Source organism: Sedimentimonas flavescens, assembly GCF_019264375.1.
Taxonomy (GTDB): Bacteria; Pseudomonadota; Alphaproteobacteria; order Rhodobacterales; family Rhodobacteraceae; genus Rhodobacter; species Rhodobacter flavescens.
This window is the reverse complement of the sequence record NZ_JAHVAI010000002.1, coordinates 39011-53972: the sequence shown is the minus strand read 5'-3', so window position 1 is coordinate 53972 and position 14962 is coordinate 39011. Positions and strand designations below refer to the sequence as shown.

Below are 14962 nucleotides of genomic sequence, written 5' to 3'. Positions count from 1 at the left end.
CTGATGGCTTATTCCCACTCGATCGTGCCCGGGGGCTTCGACGTGATATCATAGGTGACCCGGTTGATTCCCTTGACCTCGTTGATGATCCGCGTGGCGGTTTCGCCAAGGAACTCGTGGGTGAAGGGGTAGTAGTCGGCGGTCATGCCATCGACCGAGGTCACGGCGCGCAGTGCGCAGGCGTAGTCATAGGTGCGTCCGTCGCCCATCACGCCCACGGTGCGCACCGGCAGGATCGCGACAAAGGCCTGCCAGATCTCGTCGTAAAGGCCATGCTTGCGGATCTGGTCGATATAGACCGCGTCGGCCTGGCGCAGGATCTCGAGCTTTTCGCGTGTGATCTCGCCGGGGCAGCGGATCGCGAGGCCCGGGCCGGGGAAAGGATGGCGGCCGATGAACTTCTCGGGCAGGCCAAGCTCGCGGCCAAGGGCGCGGACCTCATCCTTGAAAAGTTCGCGCAGCGGCTCGACCAGTTTCAGGCCCATCTTCTCGGGCAGGCCGCCCACATTGTGGTGCGACTTGATGGTGACCGAGGGGCCACCAGAGAAGCTGACCGATTCAATGACGTCGGGGTAGAGCGTGCCTTGGGCCAGGAACTCGGCGCCCTCGATCTCGTCGGCGTATTTCTGGAACACGTCGATGAACAGGCGACCGATGGTCTTGCGCTTGACCTCGGGGTCGGTGACACCCTCGAGCTCGCCCAGGAACAATTCGGACTCGTCGGCGGCGATCAGCGGGATGTTGTAGTTGTCGCGGAACATCGAGACAACCTCGCCCGCCTCGCCCTGACGCATCAGGCCATGGTCAACGAAGACGCAGGTGAGCTGGTCACCGATGGCTTCGTGGATCAGCACCGCCGCGACCGAGCTGTCAACGCCGCCCGAAAGGCCACAGATCACGCGCTTGTCGCCGACCTGCTCGCGGATCTTGGCAATGGCGTCATCCTTGTAGGAGGCCATCGTCCAGTCGCCGGTGAAGCCCGCGAGGCGGATGAAGTTCTCGTAGAGTTTCGCGCCGCGCGGGGTGTGGTGCACCTCGGGGTGGAACTGCACGGCGAAGAAATTGCGCTTGAGGTCCGCAGTGATCGCGAAGGGCGCGCCGGGCGAGGTGCCAAAGACCTCGAAGCCCGGAGCGATGCGCGAGACGTGATCGCCGTGGCTCATCCAGACCTGCTCGCGGCCCTCGGAGAACCAGCCATCCAGAATGGCGAGGTTCGTGCCCGTGGGGGTCACGAAGGCGCGGCCGAACTCGGCGGTGCCATGACCGCTTTCCACGAGGCCGCCCAGTTCCTGCATCATCACCTGCTGGCCGTAGCAGATCCCGAGGATCGGCACGCCAAGTGTGAAGGCGGATTTCGGCGGACGGGGAGAGCCCTCACGGGTGACGCTGTCCGGTCCACCCGAGAAGATGATCGCTTTGGGGGCGAAATCGGCCAGGAACGCGTCGGTCACGTTCTGGTACGGGTGGATTTCGCAATAGACGTTCAACTCGCGCAGGCGGCGCGCAATCAGCTGCGTGACCTGGGAGCCGAAGTCGATGATGAGGAGGCGTTGGTGCTGGGTCATGTGCGGGGAATAGGCGGGGAAAGTTCGGAAAGCAAGAGGCCGGGGGCGCTGCCCCCGGACCCCCGAGGTATTTGGGCCAAGAAGAAAGGAAAGGGGGGCGCGTGGCCCCCCGTTTCGCTCGTTCTTATCGCTCTGGCAGCAGCCCTCGTGGGCTGAAGCGCAGCACGAGGATCAGCACGAGGCCCATGACGATCAGGCGCATATGGGCCGCCGAATCGACGAGGTGCCGTTTGACTGCGCCATCGGAGAGCTGATCGGTGATCATACCCATGAGGTTGGGGCCCCAGACCTCGGCCTTGATCCAGAGATACCAGATCAGCACGCCGCCCAGAACCGAGCCCCAGTTGTTGCCCGAGCCGCCGACAATCACCATCACCCAGATCAGGAAGGTGTAGCGCAGCGGATTGTAGCTGGAGGGTGTCATCTGGCCGTCGAGCGAGATCATCATGGCGCCAGCAAGACCGATCACAGCGGAGCCGATGACGAAGATCTGCAAGTGGCGGCGGGTGACGTTCTTGCCCATGGCGGCGGCCGAGATCTCATTGTCGCGGATGGCGCGCATCATGCGGCCCCAGGGCGAGTTCAGCGCGAGTTGGGCAGCGATCAACAGGAGCGCGAGCACGATCACGAAGAGCCCGGTATAGAGCAGTTTCACGAGGACGGTCGAGCCTGTCACCGGATCGACGCCGAGTGCCGCCATGCGTTCCACGAAAGCAGGGCTTTCCTGAAGGGCGATCTCGTATGGGACGGGCCAGGGGCGAGGGATGCCGTTCACGTTCAGAACACCGCGGGCCAGCCATTCCTCGTTCCGCAGGACCGAGACGATGATCTCCCCGATGCCGAGCGTGGCGATGGCGAGGTAATCCGAGCGCAGACCGAGCGCGGTTTTGCCGATAACCCAGGCCGCGCCCGCAGCAAGAAGCGCGCCGACAGGCCAGGCGAAGAGTGTCGGCAGGCCGAGACCGCCGAGATAGCCAAGCGCCGAGGGGTTGATCGCCTGGACCGCCTCGACCGCCGGGTCGAAGACCGCACGGTAGAGGAAGAAGCCCGCGACTAGAACGGCGATAACGCCAAGCGCGCGCGCCTTGCCCTTGAGGCGGCCATTCAGCCAGATGGTCAGAACGAGGCTCGCGACCGCGATCAGGAGCGCGATCAGAATCTGCCAGCCACCGGCCGAGAAGGCTCCGGGCGTGGGGGGCATGGAGATCAGCACGGGGGCAAGGCCGCCAAGTGCGATGAAGCCGACGACGCCGGTGTTGAACAGGCCCGCGTAGCCCCATTGCATGTTCACGCCAAGCGCGAGGATCGCCGAGATCAGGCCCATGTTGAGAATGCCAAGCGCGCCATTCCAGCCCGAGGTCATCCCCTCAAGCACGATCAGCCCGGCCATGATCAGGAAGAACAGCGGCGCACGCAGCGCGCCACCCTTTGCGGCGGTGGGTTGGTGTTGGCTCATACCGCTTTCCCCTTGAAAAGACCCGTGGGTTTGAACAGCAGGACGATGATCAGGATCGCGAAGCTGACGGCGAATTTATACTCGGTCGAGAGGAGCTGCATCAGGCCCTCGGCCTCGAAGCCGGGGATCGCGTAGGTGGCGACCTTCTTCCAGGCATAGGTCACGGCGACCTCGGAATAGGCGATGATGAAGCCGCCCGCGATGGCGCCAAGCGGGTTGCCAAGGCCGCCCACGATCGCCGAGGCGAAGATCGGCAACAGAAGCTGGAAGTAGTTGAACGCCTTGAAGCTTTTATCAAGGCCGTAAAGCACCCCGGCCGTGGTGGCGAGCGCGGCGGCGATGATCCAGGTCACCGCGACGACATGGTTGGGGTTGATGCCGGACAAAAGCGCCAGATCCTCGTTATCCGAGAAGGCACGCATCGACTTGCCGGTGCGGGTCTTGTTGAGGAACCAAAACAGCGCCCAGACGACCAGCCCCGCCAGGACCACCGTCAGCACCTGCGTGGTGCGGATCGCCAGCGGCTCGGCCAGGCCGGTGGCCTCGCGGAAACCCTTCGCCGAAATGACGAAACGGGCGCCATCGGTGAACTGGATCTCATCCACGCCGATCACGAAGCGGGTGACGCCGTTCATCACGAACATCACACCAACCGAGACCATGACGAGGATCACGGGCGCCGCGCGCACCTTGCGGTAATAGGCATAGACCGCGCGGTCGGTGGCCAGCACGAAAGCCGCCGTGATCGCGATGCCGAAGGGCAGGGCAATCAGGGCCGTCGGCAGCGGGCCGAAGTGCAGGCCCAGCTTTTGCAGCCCCCAGGTGACGAGGATCGTCATCGCGGTGCCGAAGGCCATCGTGTCGCCATGGGCGAAGTTCGAGAATCGCAGGATGCCGTAGATCAGCGTGACGCCAAGCGCGCCAAGCGCCAGCTGTGCGCCATAGGCGGTGGCTGGCACGAAGACATAGTTGAGGATCGCGACGATCGCGTTCAGAAAATCCATCTCAGCCCCCCAGGAAGGTGCGGCGGACTTCGGGATCGGCCATCAGCGCGGCCCCGGTGTCGGTGTATTTGTTCGCGCCCTGGACAAGCACATAGCCCTGGTCCGCGATCTCAAGCGCCTGGCGCGCGTTCTGCTCGACCATCAGGATCGAGATGCCGGTGCGGGCGACCTCGATAATCCGGTCGAAAAGCTCGTCCATCACGATGGGCGACACGCCAGCGGTGGGTTCGTCGAGCATCAGAAGCTTGGGCTGTGTCATCAGCGCGCGGCCCACGGCCACCTGCTGACGCTGGCCGCCCGAGAGCTCCCCCGCGTTCTGATGGCGCTTTTCCTTGAGGATCGGGAAGAGGTCATAGACCTGCTCCATCGTGCCGCGGAAATCGTCGGGGCGGATGAAGGCACCCATCTCCAGGTTTTCCTCGACCGACATGGTCGGGAAGACGTTGTTGACCTGCGGCACGAAACCCATGCCCTTGTGCACGCGCTCTTGCGGCGAGAGGGTGGTGATGTCTTCGCCATCCAGTTTCACATGGCCGCCGCGCAGCTTCAGCATCCCGAAGACGGCCTTCATCGCGGTCGATTTGCCAGCGCCGTTCGGGCCGACGATGACCGCGATCTGGCCTTTCTCGACTTTCAGCGTGCAGCCGTGCAGGATGTCGGCGGCGCCATAGCCGCCCGTCATGTTCTCGGCTTCGAGGAAACTCATGCCTGCGCCTCCTTCTCGGCCTTGACCTTGTTCTTGAGGCCCGTGCCCAGGTAGGCTTCGATCACGGCCTCGTTTTGCATGATGCTGGAGGCCGAGCCCTCGGCCAGAACCTTGCCCTCGGCCATCACGATGACCGGGTCGCAGAGGCGGCCGATGAAATCCATGTCATGCTCGATGACGCAGAAGGTATAGCCACGTTCTTTGTTCAGGCGCACGATCGCATCGCCGATTGTGTTCAGAAGCGTGCGGTTGACGCCTGCACCGACCTCGTCGAGGAAGACGATCTTGGCCTCGACCATCATCGTCCGGCCAAGCTCGAGCAGTTTCTTCTGGCCGCCCGAAAGATTCCCGGCCTTCTCGTTCTTGAGGTGTGAGATGGTCAGGAAATCAAGAACTTCATCGGCTTTCTTCAGAAGCGCTGCTTCCTCTTGCGCGATGCGCCCGCGTTGGAACCAGGCGTTCCACAGCGTCTCGCCCGCCTGGTCGCCCGGCACCATCATCAGGTTCTCGCGCACCGTCATCGACGGGAATTCGTGTGCGATCTGGAAGGTGCGCAGAAGCCCCTTGTGAAACAGTTCGTGCGGCGCGAGGCCAGAGATATCTTCGCCATCCATCGTCACGCGCCCCGAGGTCGGTTTGTGAACCCCGGCGATCACGTTGAAGAGGGTGGATTTGCCAGCTCCGTTCGGGCCGATCAGCCCGGTGATGGAGCCTTTGGCGATCTCGAGCGAAGCGCCATCGACGGCACGGAAGCCGCCAAAGTGCTTGTGCAGGTTTTCAACCCGGATCATGCAGTCCCCTAACTTCATGTTTTACATGAAGAATGCCATTTTAGGCCTTGTTTTCAAAGGAAACAGCCCGGATTGCTCCGGGCTGCCTCGGTTTCAACCGCGCCGCGTCAGCGGTATTTCACGGTCTCGATCTTGCCGTCCTTGACTTCGATCTCGCGGAAGGTGCCAGCGGACTCGCCTGCGCCGATCAGCTCGACCGAGGAAGCGCCCTGATAGTCGATGTCGGTGCCAGCGGCGATCAGCTCAAGCGCCTTGCCCAGCTCGCCCGGCAGAATCGGCTCGCCCGGAGCGTTGGCCACATCCATGACCTTCTCTTTGTAAACGCTCGGATCGGTCGAACCGGCAGCGGCCATCGCCAGCATGATCAGCGCGGCGGCGTCATAGGCCTCACCCGAATAGACCGAGGAGCCATCAAAGCCGGCGACCGAAGCCATTTCGATGAACTTCTCTTTGCCCGCGCCTTCCGACGACGGGATCTGGCCGAACGAACCGGCCAATTCAGCGGCAAAGTTGTTTTGCAGCGTATCGCCGATCATGCCGTCCGGAAGCACGAAGGTCTCGAACGCACCGGTGTCGAGCGAGCCGCGCAGGATGCCCGAACCGCCCTGGTCGATGTAACCCGCGATCACGAGCGCTTCGCCACCAGCCGAGGCCAGCGCGCCGACTTCGGCCGAGTAGTCGGCCTTGCCGTCGTCATGGGCTGCGACGATGGTCACGGTGCCGCCAGCGGCCTTGAAGGCTTCGGCGAAGCTGTCAGCCAGGCCCTTGCCGTAGTCGTTGTTGGTGTAGGTCACGGCGACCGACTTGATGCCGTGCTCCATGATGATCTCGGTCATCACGACGCCCTGACGCGCATCCGACGGGGAGGTGCGGAAGAACAGGCCGTTGTCCTCAAGCGTCGAAAGCGCGGGCGAGGTGGCCGACGGCGAGATCATGACCATGCCGTTCGGGATACCGACGTTTTGCAGCGAGGCGGTGGTTTCGCCCGAGCACATGCCGCCGACAACACCTTTCACGCCTTCGGTGGTGACCAGACGCTCGACGGTGGCGGTTGCCGCAGCCGCGTCAACGCAGGTCGAGTCGCCGCGCACCGGAACGACAGCAGCGCCGCCCATGAATTTGCCCGAATCCGAGACTTCCTTCATCGCCAGCTCGGCACCCTGCGCCATTGCCGGCGACATGGATTCGAGCGGACCGGTGAAGCCCAGCGAGATACCCAGCTTTACATCCTCGGCGAATGCACCACCTGCGGTCAGCGCGGCGGCGGCAGTAGCCAGAAGCAGCTTTTTCATTTGTTCACTCCCATGTTGGAACAGAGCCCCGGCAAAATTAGAGCGAGGGATCACAAAAGAAAATAGGGCTGAGTTGCTTTATGACGCAGGGAATCGACCGGCTGGGCAATTTTCTGCAGATTCATGTGACCGCAACGCAAGAATCTTCGATGCCGCGCCCCGCCGGGTTGGACTATTCGAAATCTTCGTCGTCGAAATCGATCCCGTCGAAGACAGAGTCGCCCTCGATTTCTTCAGCTGCGCCGCCCGAGGTTCCGCGCTCGCGGTAGGGCGTGGTCTGGTAGTGCGCGCGATAGCATTTCGAGAAATGCGACGGCGAGGCAAAGCCACAGGCCAGCGCCACGTTGATCACGCTCATCTCGGTCTGCATCAGCAGGTTGCGCGCCTTCTGCAGCCGGATTTCCATGTAATAGCGCTTGGGCGAGCGGTTGAGGTAGCGTCGGAACAGCCGCTCAAGCTGGCGCGTGGACATGCCGACTTCCTCGGCCAGGCGAGCTGGGCTGATCGGCTCTTCGATATTGGTTTCCATCCGCGCGATGACCTGCGCGAGCTTGGGATGGCGCACGCCGATGCGGGTCGGGATCGACAGGCGCTGGCTGTCCTGATCGGTGCGGATCGAGTTGTAGATCAACTGGTCGGCCACGGTATTGGCCAGCCCCTCGCCGTGATCACGCGCGATCAGCTTGAGCATCAGATCTATCGAGGCGGTGCCGCCCGCCGTCGTCAGCCGGTTGCCGTCGATCACGAAGACCGACTTGGTCAGCTTCACCTCTTCGAAATCCTCCGAGAAGCTGTCCTGGTTCTCCCAATGGATGGTTGCGCGTTTGCCATCCAGCAGCCCGGCTTTCGCCACCGCCCAGGCCCCGGTGCAAAGCCCGCCCACCGCCGCACCTCGGCGCGCCTCTCGGCGCAGCCAGTTCAGGATCGGCTTGGTCGTCGCTTCGGCGACATCGATTCCCCCGCAGACCATCACCGTGTCGTCGCGGGTGATCTCGGTCAGGCCCATATCGACGCGCATTCGCACGCCGTTGGAACAGGTCACGTCCTGGCCATCCTCGGAGGCCAGCTTCCAGTCATAGAGTTTCTGTCCGGACACCTGATTTGCAAGGCGCAAAGGCTCCACTGCGCTGGCGAACGCCATCATCGTGAAGCGGTCGAGAAGCAGAAAAACGTAGCGGCGCGGGCGCGCTAGAGGCGGTAGCCGAACGGTCCCCTGAGAGGGCGCAGGGCGCGTATGGGTGCGGGGGGCCGTCGAGGGGATGCGCATTTGCGACCTGTTCGTTGTCGTTTCAAATGAGAGAAGCAGGGAACGCGAAGTCTCGCAAGAGGGGATCAGATGACGGCACAAACCTGACCCCGGGCGAAAAACAGGTTTGTTCTCGCTAACGGCACGTCATATAAGCGCCAGACAGTTTTTGAATGCTCGGAGGCGAAGATGGGCAAGGGATGGACGAAATCGGACTGGCGCGCGAAACCGCGGGTGCAGATGCCGGACTATCCCGACCAGGCGGCATTGAACGCGGTCGAGGCGCAGTTGGGAAAAATGCCGCCGCTCGTGTTTGCGGGCGAGGCGCGGCGTCTGCGGGCCGATCTGGCCAAGGCCGCGCGGGGCGAGGCGTTCCTGCTGCAAGGCGGTGACTGCGCCGAGAGCTTCTCGGAATTCTCGGCCGACAATATCCGCGACACCTTCAAGGTGATGCTGCAGATGGCGATCGTGCTGACCTGGGGCGCCAAGGTGCCGGTGATCAAGGTCGGCCGCATGGCGGGTCAGTTCGCCAAGCCGCGCTCGGCCCCCACCGAGATGATCGGCGGCGTGGAATACCCGAGCTACCGCGGCGACATCATCAACGGTTTTGATGCCACGATGGAGGCCCGCCTGCCGGATCCGAACCGGATGCTTCAGGCCTACACGCAGGCGGCGGCCTCGCTGAACCTGCTGCGCGCCTTCTCGACCGGTGGCTATGCCGATATCCACCGCGTGCAGTCGTGGATCTCGAACTTCACCGATGAAGACGAGGCCGCGCGCTACCGCAAGGTGGCCCAGCAGATCTCGGACGCGATGGACTTCATGGCGGCGGCGGGCGTGACCTCGGAAACCGCGCATGAGCTTGGCACGGTCGATTTCTACACCAGCCACGAGGCGCTGCTTCTGGAATATGAAGAGGCGCTGTGCCGGATCGACTCGACCACCGGCCTGCCGGTCGCGGGTTCGGGCCACATGATCTGGATCGGTGACCGCACCCGTCAGCCCGACGGCGCGCATGTCGAATTCTGCAGCGGTGTGCAGAACCCGATCGGTCTCAAGTGTGGGCCGACCACGACGGCGGAAGACCTCAAGGTGCTGATGGCCAAGCTGAACCCGCAGAACGAAGCAGGCCGCCTGACGTTGATCGCGCGTTTCGGCGCGGGCAAGGTGGGTGACAACCTGCCGCGCCTGATCCGCACGGTTCAGGAAGAGGGCGCCAATGTGCTCTGGACCTGCGATCCGATGCACGGAAACACGATCAAGTCGGCCTCGGGCTTCAAGACGCGGCCCTTCGACTCGGTCCTGCGCGAGGTGCGCGAGTTCTTCGATATCCACAAGGCCGAGGGCACGATCCCCGGCGGCGTGCATTTCGAGATGACCGGCAAGGACGTGACCGAATGCACCGGCGGCGTGCGCGCCGTCTCGGACGAAGATCTGTCGAGCCGTTACCACACCGCCTGCGACCCGCGCCTGAACGCCTCGCAGTCGCTGGAACTGGCCTTCCTGGTCGCCGAAGAACTGCAAGACCGCCGTGCACTGGCCAAGGCCGCCTCGCTCTGATCGCTACGATCTTCTGAACAACAAGGCCCGGGGCGCAAGCCTCGGGCCTTATTCATTCGCCCGAGGTCACGATGCGGAACTTCGCGCGGCGCATTTCCGGGGTTTCGTCTTGTGCCTCGAACGGGGCAGGCGGTTCGGCAAAGCCTTGCGCGGCGCTTTCCGAGGCCGCCGCAATGCGCGTGACCGAGCTACCCGCCCAGCCAAAGCGCCGGGGAGTCAGGCCGATCTGGTGCCCATCCGTCACAAGGCCGCCAAGCGCGCGGTCGATCATGCCTGAGCCCGAAGACATCGGCAGCAGAAGCATCCGGCCCGTCAGGGCAGGGCGCCCGAGCCCGGTTTGCGCGCGCAGGTCAATTTCGGCCACGGCGGGGGTCGCGAAGACGCGTTCGGTCACCTGCGCCAGAAGGTCGCGCGTCGGCGGCGTGACCAGCGACGACAGCGGCATGCCGCGCACCTCCATGCCCATCAGGCGGGTCAGATGCTGCCCGGCGATGCGAAACCGAGCGATGCCGGGGGCGATGCGTTCCAAAACGAAGGCGAATTCCAACTGCTCCTCGATCCGGCGCGGGTCAATATCGGCGCGCGCGGGGACAACGCGGCCGCAGCGCAATCCCTCCCAATATCCGTGCAGGTCCGCAAGGACACGGTCGGCCGGTTCGGCTGGCCGAGGGGAATTCCAAGGGGTATCGTCATCGCGTGTCATCTGCTCACCAGTCGGTCGGGCCGCGCGGAGCGGCCAAAAAGCTCCATGGACTTCTGCCGACTCGGTCTTACGGTTGACCGCAGGAGCGAAATGCTTACTGAACTCTTAATACCCCGTCTCGGGGCGCTATGGGAAAATAAGTATCCAAATGGTTAAGCCTCGGATGGAAAAGCAGATCGCAACGATTTCAATGACCGGTTTCGCCGCCGGGCAGGGCGGTGCGCAGGGCTACGACTGGAGCTGGGATATCCGCTCGGTCAATGGCAAGGCGCTGGATCTGCGGTTGCGGCTGCCCGATGTCGAGGGGCTGGAGCCGCTGGTGCGCACAGCGGTCGGGCGGTTTGCCGCACGGGGCAATATCTCGGCCAATCTGCGCCTGACGCGCGTTGATGCGGCCGAGGGACTGCGGCTGAGTGCGAGTGGCCTGCGCGCCGCGCTTGCTGCGCTGCGCGAAATCGAAAGCGTGGCCGCCGCCGAGGGAATGGCCCTGGCGCAGACGACTGCCGCTGATGTGCTGACGCTGCGCGGCGTGCTGGAGCAAGGCCCCGTCCAGATGGAAGACCCGGCCGCGCTACGGACCGCGTTGATCGCCTCGCTCGAAGGTGTGCTGACCGAATTTGCTGCGATGCGCGCGGCGGAAGGTGCGCAGATCGGCGCCGTGATATCTGCGCAACTGACCCGGATCGCCGAACTGACCGAAGCCGCCGCCGAGGCCGCCGAGGCCCGCCGCCCCGATTGGGAGGCAGGCATCACCGCAGCCCTTGCCCGCGTAATCGAGGGCGCAGGCGGCGCCGACCCTGACCGTGTGGCTCAGGAACTTGCGCTGATCGCTGTCAAGGGCGACGTGACAGAAGAGATCGACCGCCTGCGCGCCCATATCGCTGCCGCGCGCGATCTGCTGGCCGATCCCAAGCCCGTGGGGCGGCGCTTTGATTTCCTGACGCAGGAATTCGTGCGTGAGGCCAATACCTTGTGCTCGAAATCCGGCTCGTCGCGGCTGACGGCGATCGGGCTTGACCTCAAGCACGTGATCGACCAGATGCGCGAGCAGATCCAGAACGTGGAGTGACCAATGACCGAAATCGCGCGCCGTGGCCTGCTGATCATCCTGTCCTCGCCCTCGGGTGCGGGCAAATCGACGCTGGCAAAGCGCCTGATGGCCTGGGATCCGACGCTGAAATTCTCGGTCTCGGCCACCACGCGGGCGCCGCGCCCCGGCGAGGTGGACGGGCGCGAATATTTCTTCAAGACCAAGCCCGAGTTCGAGACGATGGTCGCCGCAGGCGAGATGCTGGAACATGCCGAGGTCTTCGGAAATCTCTATGGCACGCCAAAAGGACCGGTCGAGACCGCGATGGCTGAGGGGCGCGATACGCTTTTTGACATCGACTGGCAGGGCGGGCAGCAGATTCGCCGCTCGACGCTGGCCAAGGATGTCGTGTCGATCTTCATCCTGCCGCCCTCGATCACCGATCTGGAATCGCGCCTGCGCGGCCGCGCGCAGGACAGCGACGAGGTGATCGCCGGCCGTATGGCAAAAAGCCGCGATGAAATCAGCCACTGGGGCGAATATGACTATGTCATCATCAACCGCGATGTGGATACTGCCGAGGCGGAACTGAAGACCATCCTGACGGCCGAGCGCGCCCGCGCCGACCGTCGCCCCGGTCTGACGGAGTTCGTGCGTGGCCTGAACAAGGAGTTTGAAGCGCGATGATCTATGAACTCGACGGAGTGGTGCCGGTTCTGGGGCAGGGCGCCTGGGTCGCACCCGATGCCAACCTGATCGGCAAGGTGGTGCTGGAAGATGAGGCCTCGGTCTGGTTCGGCTGCACGCTGCGCGGCGATAACGAGGAAATCCGCGTGGGTCGTGGATCGAACGTGCAAGAGAACGTCGTGATCCACACCGATATGGGTTATCCGCTGGTGATTGGCGCGAATTGCACGATCGGGCACAAGGCGATGCTGCATGGCTGTATCATCGGCGAGGGTAGCCTTATCGGCATGGGCGCGACGATCCTGAACGGCGCCAAGATCGGCAAGGGTTGTCTGATCGGTGCGGGTGCGCTGATCACCGAGGGCAAGGAGATCCCGGATGGCAGCCTCGTGATGGGCGCGCCGGGCAAGATCGTGCGGCAACTCGATGCCGAGGCGCAAACGCAACTTCTGAAATCAGCTGAGCATTACCGTGAGAACGCCGCGCGGTACGCTCGTGGCATGAAGGTGGTGAACTGATGCTGCTTGATCCGCAAAGCCCCGCCCTCCGCGCCCTTTGGGTCCGCATCCTGATTGCGGCGGTGCCGCTGCTTGCGGCGGCCGCCTCGTTCCGGACTGGCTATGTCTTCCTCGGAGCGTTTTTCGCGATTGTCAGCGGTTGGGTGTTCCGCCGCCTCTTCCTACCCTGATCCTCAATCCGGGCGGGGATGCACTTCGAGAATGTCGAAGTCTCCCTCTGGCCAGATCTGGCGCACCTCGGTCAGGATCACCCGTGCATTCGGCAGCGGGGCGCAGAAGGCGCGCAGTGCGCCCTTAAAGCCCAGTTCTTCAAGCCGCTTGGCCAGGTCGAGAATGTAGTGATCGCTGGTCATCAGGGGCGACAGAACCACCTCGGGTGCAGTCGTCATCAGCAGGTCTGCCGTTAACGAGGAAAACCGCGCGATCGTAACCGCGCCGCCTGCGAGATTGTTCAGCGTATTGGGAAGATCCCCGCTTGGCTCGACAATCAAAATGCGGCGCCCGCCAAGATCGTCGCGAATTTCAGTACGAATTCTACGAGTGTCCGGCCGGGGCGGATCAATCTTGGCCATCAAGCGTTCCTGAACGAATGCCTTAATTCGACAAACTTAGGCGAGCAGCCTGACACTAATTACACGCTCCGGTTTAAGGCGAATTTTAGGCTATCTCAAGAACAAAGCGTTCAAATGTTTACAAAACCGAGGTTTTGTAGATTCTGCGCGGGCGAGACAAACGGGGGCGCAAATGAGCATGGCAACGATCTTGCCGGTCCTGGAGGCGGTTCCGCTTCCAGTTCTGGTCGTGGATGCGCGCGAAAAGATTGTCGCGACCAACCGGGGCGCGCAGGCTCTGCTTGGACAGGGGCTTGAAGGGCGTCCCTTCGTTACCGTCCTGCGCCAACCCGCGCTGAACGAGGCGCTCGAACGTGCGCTGATCGCGCGGGCCTCGGATCGGGTGCGGCTGCGGCTTTCCAGCCCTGAGCGCGAGATGGTCGCGCTTGTCTCGGTCGCACCGATCGAATTGGACGAGGCGGGGAAGGTCGCCGCGCTTCTGTCCATCGAGGATATCACCGCCACCGAAGAGGCCGAGGCGATGCGGCGCGATTTCGTGGCCAACGTCAGCCACGAGTTGCGCACGCCGCTGACCGCGCTGATCGGCTTTGTCGAGACGCTGCGCGGCGCCGCCAAGGATGATCCGGTCGCGCGCGATCGGTTCCTCACGATCATGGCGCGCGAGGCGGGGCGGATGAACCGCCTTGTCGGCGATCTGCTCTCGCTCAGCCGCGTCGAGGCCGAGGAACGCCGCCGCCCGACCGCGCAGGTTGATCTGGCGAATGTCCTGCGTGGTGCGATCCAGACCCTGCAGCCGGTGGCAGAGACCGCGAAAGTGCAGATCAAACGCGAGGGTGAGCCGGGGCCGCTGCGGGTGACGGGCGATGCCGACCAGCTGACGCAGGTCTTTTCGAACCTCATCGAGAACGCGGTGAAATACGGTGGTGCGGGTGGCGAGGTGCGTGTGGTCGTCGAGAAGATCGCTCATGAACCGGTGCAGCGCGGCCCGGCTTACCGGGTCGACGTGATCGACTCGGGCGAGGGGATCGACCCGATCCATATTCCGCGCCTGACCGAGCGGTTTTACCGCGTCGACACCCACCGCTCACGCGAGCAGGGCGGCACCGGGCTTGGCCTCGCCATCGTCAAGCATATCGTCGCGCGCCATCGCGGGCGTCTGAAGATCGAAAGCGAGAAGGGCAAGGGTTCGCGTTTCAGTGTGATCCTTCCCGCGGCGTGACGCTCAGGCCCGCAGCAATCTTGCCGCGTTTGGGTCAAGCTTTAACGCGCCCTTGCCTGTCTTGGCTGCCAGCACCGGACCAATGGGCGAACCGGCTGGAGCGGGCGGGGTGACGCTGCTAGATCCCAGATTGAAGACACAGGTCAGGCTTTCGGCGCCATGCGTGCGCCGGAAGGCCAAGACCGGCTCGTGCGTCTCCTGTAACTCGGTCTTACCCGAACGCAGCGCGGGCTGAGCGCGGCGGAACGCAAGCATCGCGCGGTAGGAGTGCAGAACGGAACCCGGCGCCCCTTCCTGCGCAGCCACATCAAGTGCGGCCTGTGGGGCCTTCACGGGCAGCAAGGGCTTGGCCGTCGAGTAGCCCGCATGGGCGGAGCCATCCCAGACCATCGGCGTACGGCAACCTCTCGGCCCTTGTTCTCGGGCCAGAAACGTAGCCCGGGCGCGCGATGACATCTGTCGTGCCGAACGCGGACCGCCGCGTCACATGCCGGTTCACACCGTGGTTCGAGAAAGACCCTGACGGCGGCTCGCCGGTTGCGCCGAGATCCTCGACGATGCGGGCCTTGCCCCTTTGACCAGCGCCAACTTCGCGACCGCACACGACGGTTTC

General features: G+C 63.7%; 16 protein-coding genes. 6 read left to right on the top strand and 10 right to left on the bottom strand.

Annotated elements, in window-relative coordinates; all coding sequences use genetic code 11:
• Positions 1-8: 8 nt before the first annotated feature.
• From guaA to KTQ37_RS03320, 7 genes are all read right to left on the bottom strand, one after another.
• Positions 9-1565, bottom strand: a complete 1557-nt coding sequence (guaA, locus tag KTQ37_RS03350) for a glutamine-hydrolyzing GMP synthase (protein WP_218629065.1) — start codon at positions 1563-1565, stop codon at positions 9-11.
• A 124-nt stretch (positions 1566-1689) separates the two neighbouring features.
• Positions 1690-3021 (bottom strand): branched-chain amino acid ABC transporter permease, encoded by a 1332-nt coding sequence (locus KTQ37_RS03345; protein WP_218629064.1) that lies wholly within the window; start codon positions 3019-3021, stop codon positions 1690-1692.
• Entirely contained in the window at positions 3018-4025 is a 1008-nt protein-coding gene (locus KTQ37_RS03340; RefSeq protein WP_218629063.1) for a branched-chain amino acid ABC transporter permease, read from the bottom strand. The genes KTQ37_RS03345 and KTQ37_RS03340 overlap by 4 nt, the downstream gene beginning before the upstream one ends.
• Before the next feature lies 1 nt (position 4026).
• Positions 4027-4731, bottom strand: coding sequence for an ABC transporter ATP-binding protein (locus KTQ37_RS03335; RefSeq protein WP_218629062.1), 705 nt, complete (start codon positions 4729-4731; stop codon positions 4027-4029).
• Positions 4728-5522, bottom strand: coding sequence for an ABC transporter ATP-binding protein (locus tag KTQ37_RS03330; RefSeq protein WP_218629061.1), 795 nt, complete (start codon positions 5520-5522; stop codon positions 4728-4730). The genes KTQ37_RS03335 and KTQ37_RS03330 overlap by 4 nt, the downstream gene beginning before the upstream one ends.
• 107 nt (positions 5523-5629) lie before the next feature.
• On the bottom strand, positions 5630-6814 hold the full coding sequence (locus KTQ37_RS03325; protein ID WP_218629060.1) for an ABC transporter substrate-binding protein: 1185 nt from the start codon (positions 6812-6814) through the stop codon (positions 5630-5632).
• 172 nt (positions 6815-6986) lie between these two features.
• On the bottom strand, positions 6987-8081 hold the full coding sequence (locus tag KTQ37_RS03320) for a GlxA family transcriptional regulator (protein WP_218629059.1): 1095 nt from the start codon (positions 8079-8081) through the stop codon (positions 6987-6989).
• 168 nt (positions 8082-8249) lie between these two features.
• On the opposite strand from KTQ37_RS03320, the gene KTQ37_RS03315 reads away from it, so the two are divergent.
• Positions 8250-9620, top strand: coding sequence for a class II 3-deoxy-7-phosphoheptulonate synthase (locus tag KTQ37_RS03315; RefSeq protein ID WP_218629058.1), 1371 nt, complete (start codon positions 8250-8252; stop codon positions 9618-9620).
• Between the two features lie 52 nt (positions 9621-9672).
• Here KTQ37_RS03315 and KTQ37_RS03310 read toward each other — a convergent pair whose 3' ends face one another.
• Positions 9673-10323, bottom strand: coding sequence for a PAS domain-containing protein (locus KTQ37_RS03310; RefSeq protein WP_218629057.1), 651 nt, complete (start codon positions 10321-10323; stop codon positions 9673-9675).
• A gap of 163 nt (positions 10324-10486) precedes the next feature.
• Here KTQ37_RS03310 and KTQ37_RS03305 point away from each other — a divergent pair, with 163 nt between their 5' ends.
• The 4 genes from KTQ37_RS03305 to KTQ37_RS03290 are packed head-to-tail and all read left to right on the top strand — an operon-like array spanning position 10487 to position 12728.
• Positions 10487-11392: a YicC/YloC family endoribonuclease gene (locus KTQ37_RS03305; protein WP_236021055.1), complete on the top strand. Its 906-nt coding sequence runs from the start codon at positions 10487-10489 to the stop codon at positions 11390-11392.
• Positions 11393-11404: 12 nt separating this feature from the next.
• On the top strand, positions 11405-12040 hold the full coding sequence (gene gmk / locus KTQ37_RS03300; protein WP_218629419.1) for a guanylate kinase: 636 nt from the start codon (positions 11405-11407) through the stop codon (positions 12038-12040).
• Positions 12037-12558, top strand: coding sequence for a gamma carbonic anhydrase family protein (locus KTQ37_RS03295; RefSeq protein ID WP_218629056.1), 522 nt, complete (start codon positions 12037-12039; stop codon positions 12556-12558). The genes gmk and KTQ37_RS03295 overlap by 4 nt, the downstream gene beginning before the upstream one ends.
• Positions 12558-12728 carry a hypothetical protein gene (locus tag KTQ37_RS03290; RefSeq protein ID WP_218629055.1) on the top strand — a complete coding sequence of 57 codons (171 nt, stop codon included), beginning with the start codon at positions 12558-12560 and terminating at the stop codon, positions 12726-12728. Before KTQ37_RS03295 ends, KTQ37_RS03290 begins: the two co-directional genes overlap by 1 nt.
• A gap of 3 nt (positions 12729-12731) precedes the next feature.
• On the opposite strand, the gene KTQ37_RS03285 is transcribed toward KTQ37_RS03290, so the two are convergent.
• The gene (locus KTQ37_RS03285) at positions 12732-13130 is read right to left on the bottom strand and encodes a hypothetical protein (RefSeq protein ID WP_218629054.1); all 399 of its coding nucleotides are present in this window, start codon (positions 13128-13130) and stop codon (positions 12732-12734) included.
• A gap of 172 nt (positions 13131-13302) precedes the next feature.
• On the opposite strand from KTQ37_RS03285, the gene KTQ37_RS03280 reads away from it, so the two are divergent.
• Complete coding sequence (locus KTQ37_RS03280) at positions 13303-14349, top strand: ATP-binding protein (RefSeq protein WP_218629053.1); 1047 nt, start codon at positions 13303-13305, stop codon at positions 14347-14349.
• Positions 14350-14352: 3 nt separating this feature from the next.
• Here KTQ37_RS03280 and KTQ37_RS03275 read toward each other — a convergent pair whose 3' ends face one another.
• A complete protein-coding gene (locus tag KTQ37_RS03275; RefSeq protein WP_218629052.1) occupies positions 14353-14739 on the bottom strand; it encodes a DUF3459 domain-containing protein in 387 nt (128 codons plus the stop codon).
• Positions 14740-14962 lie beyond the last annotated feature (223 nt).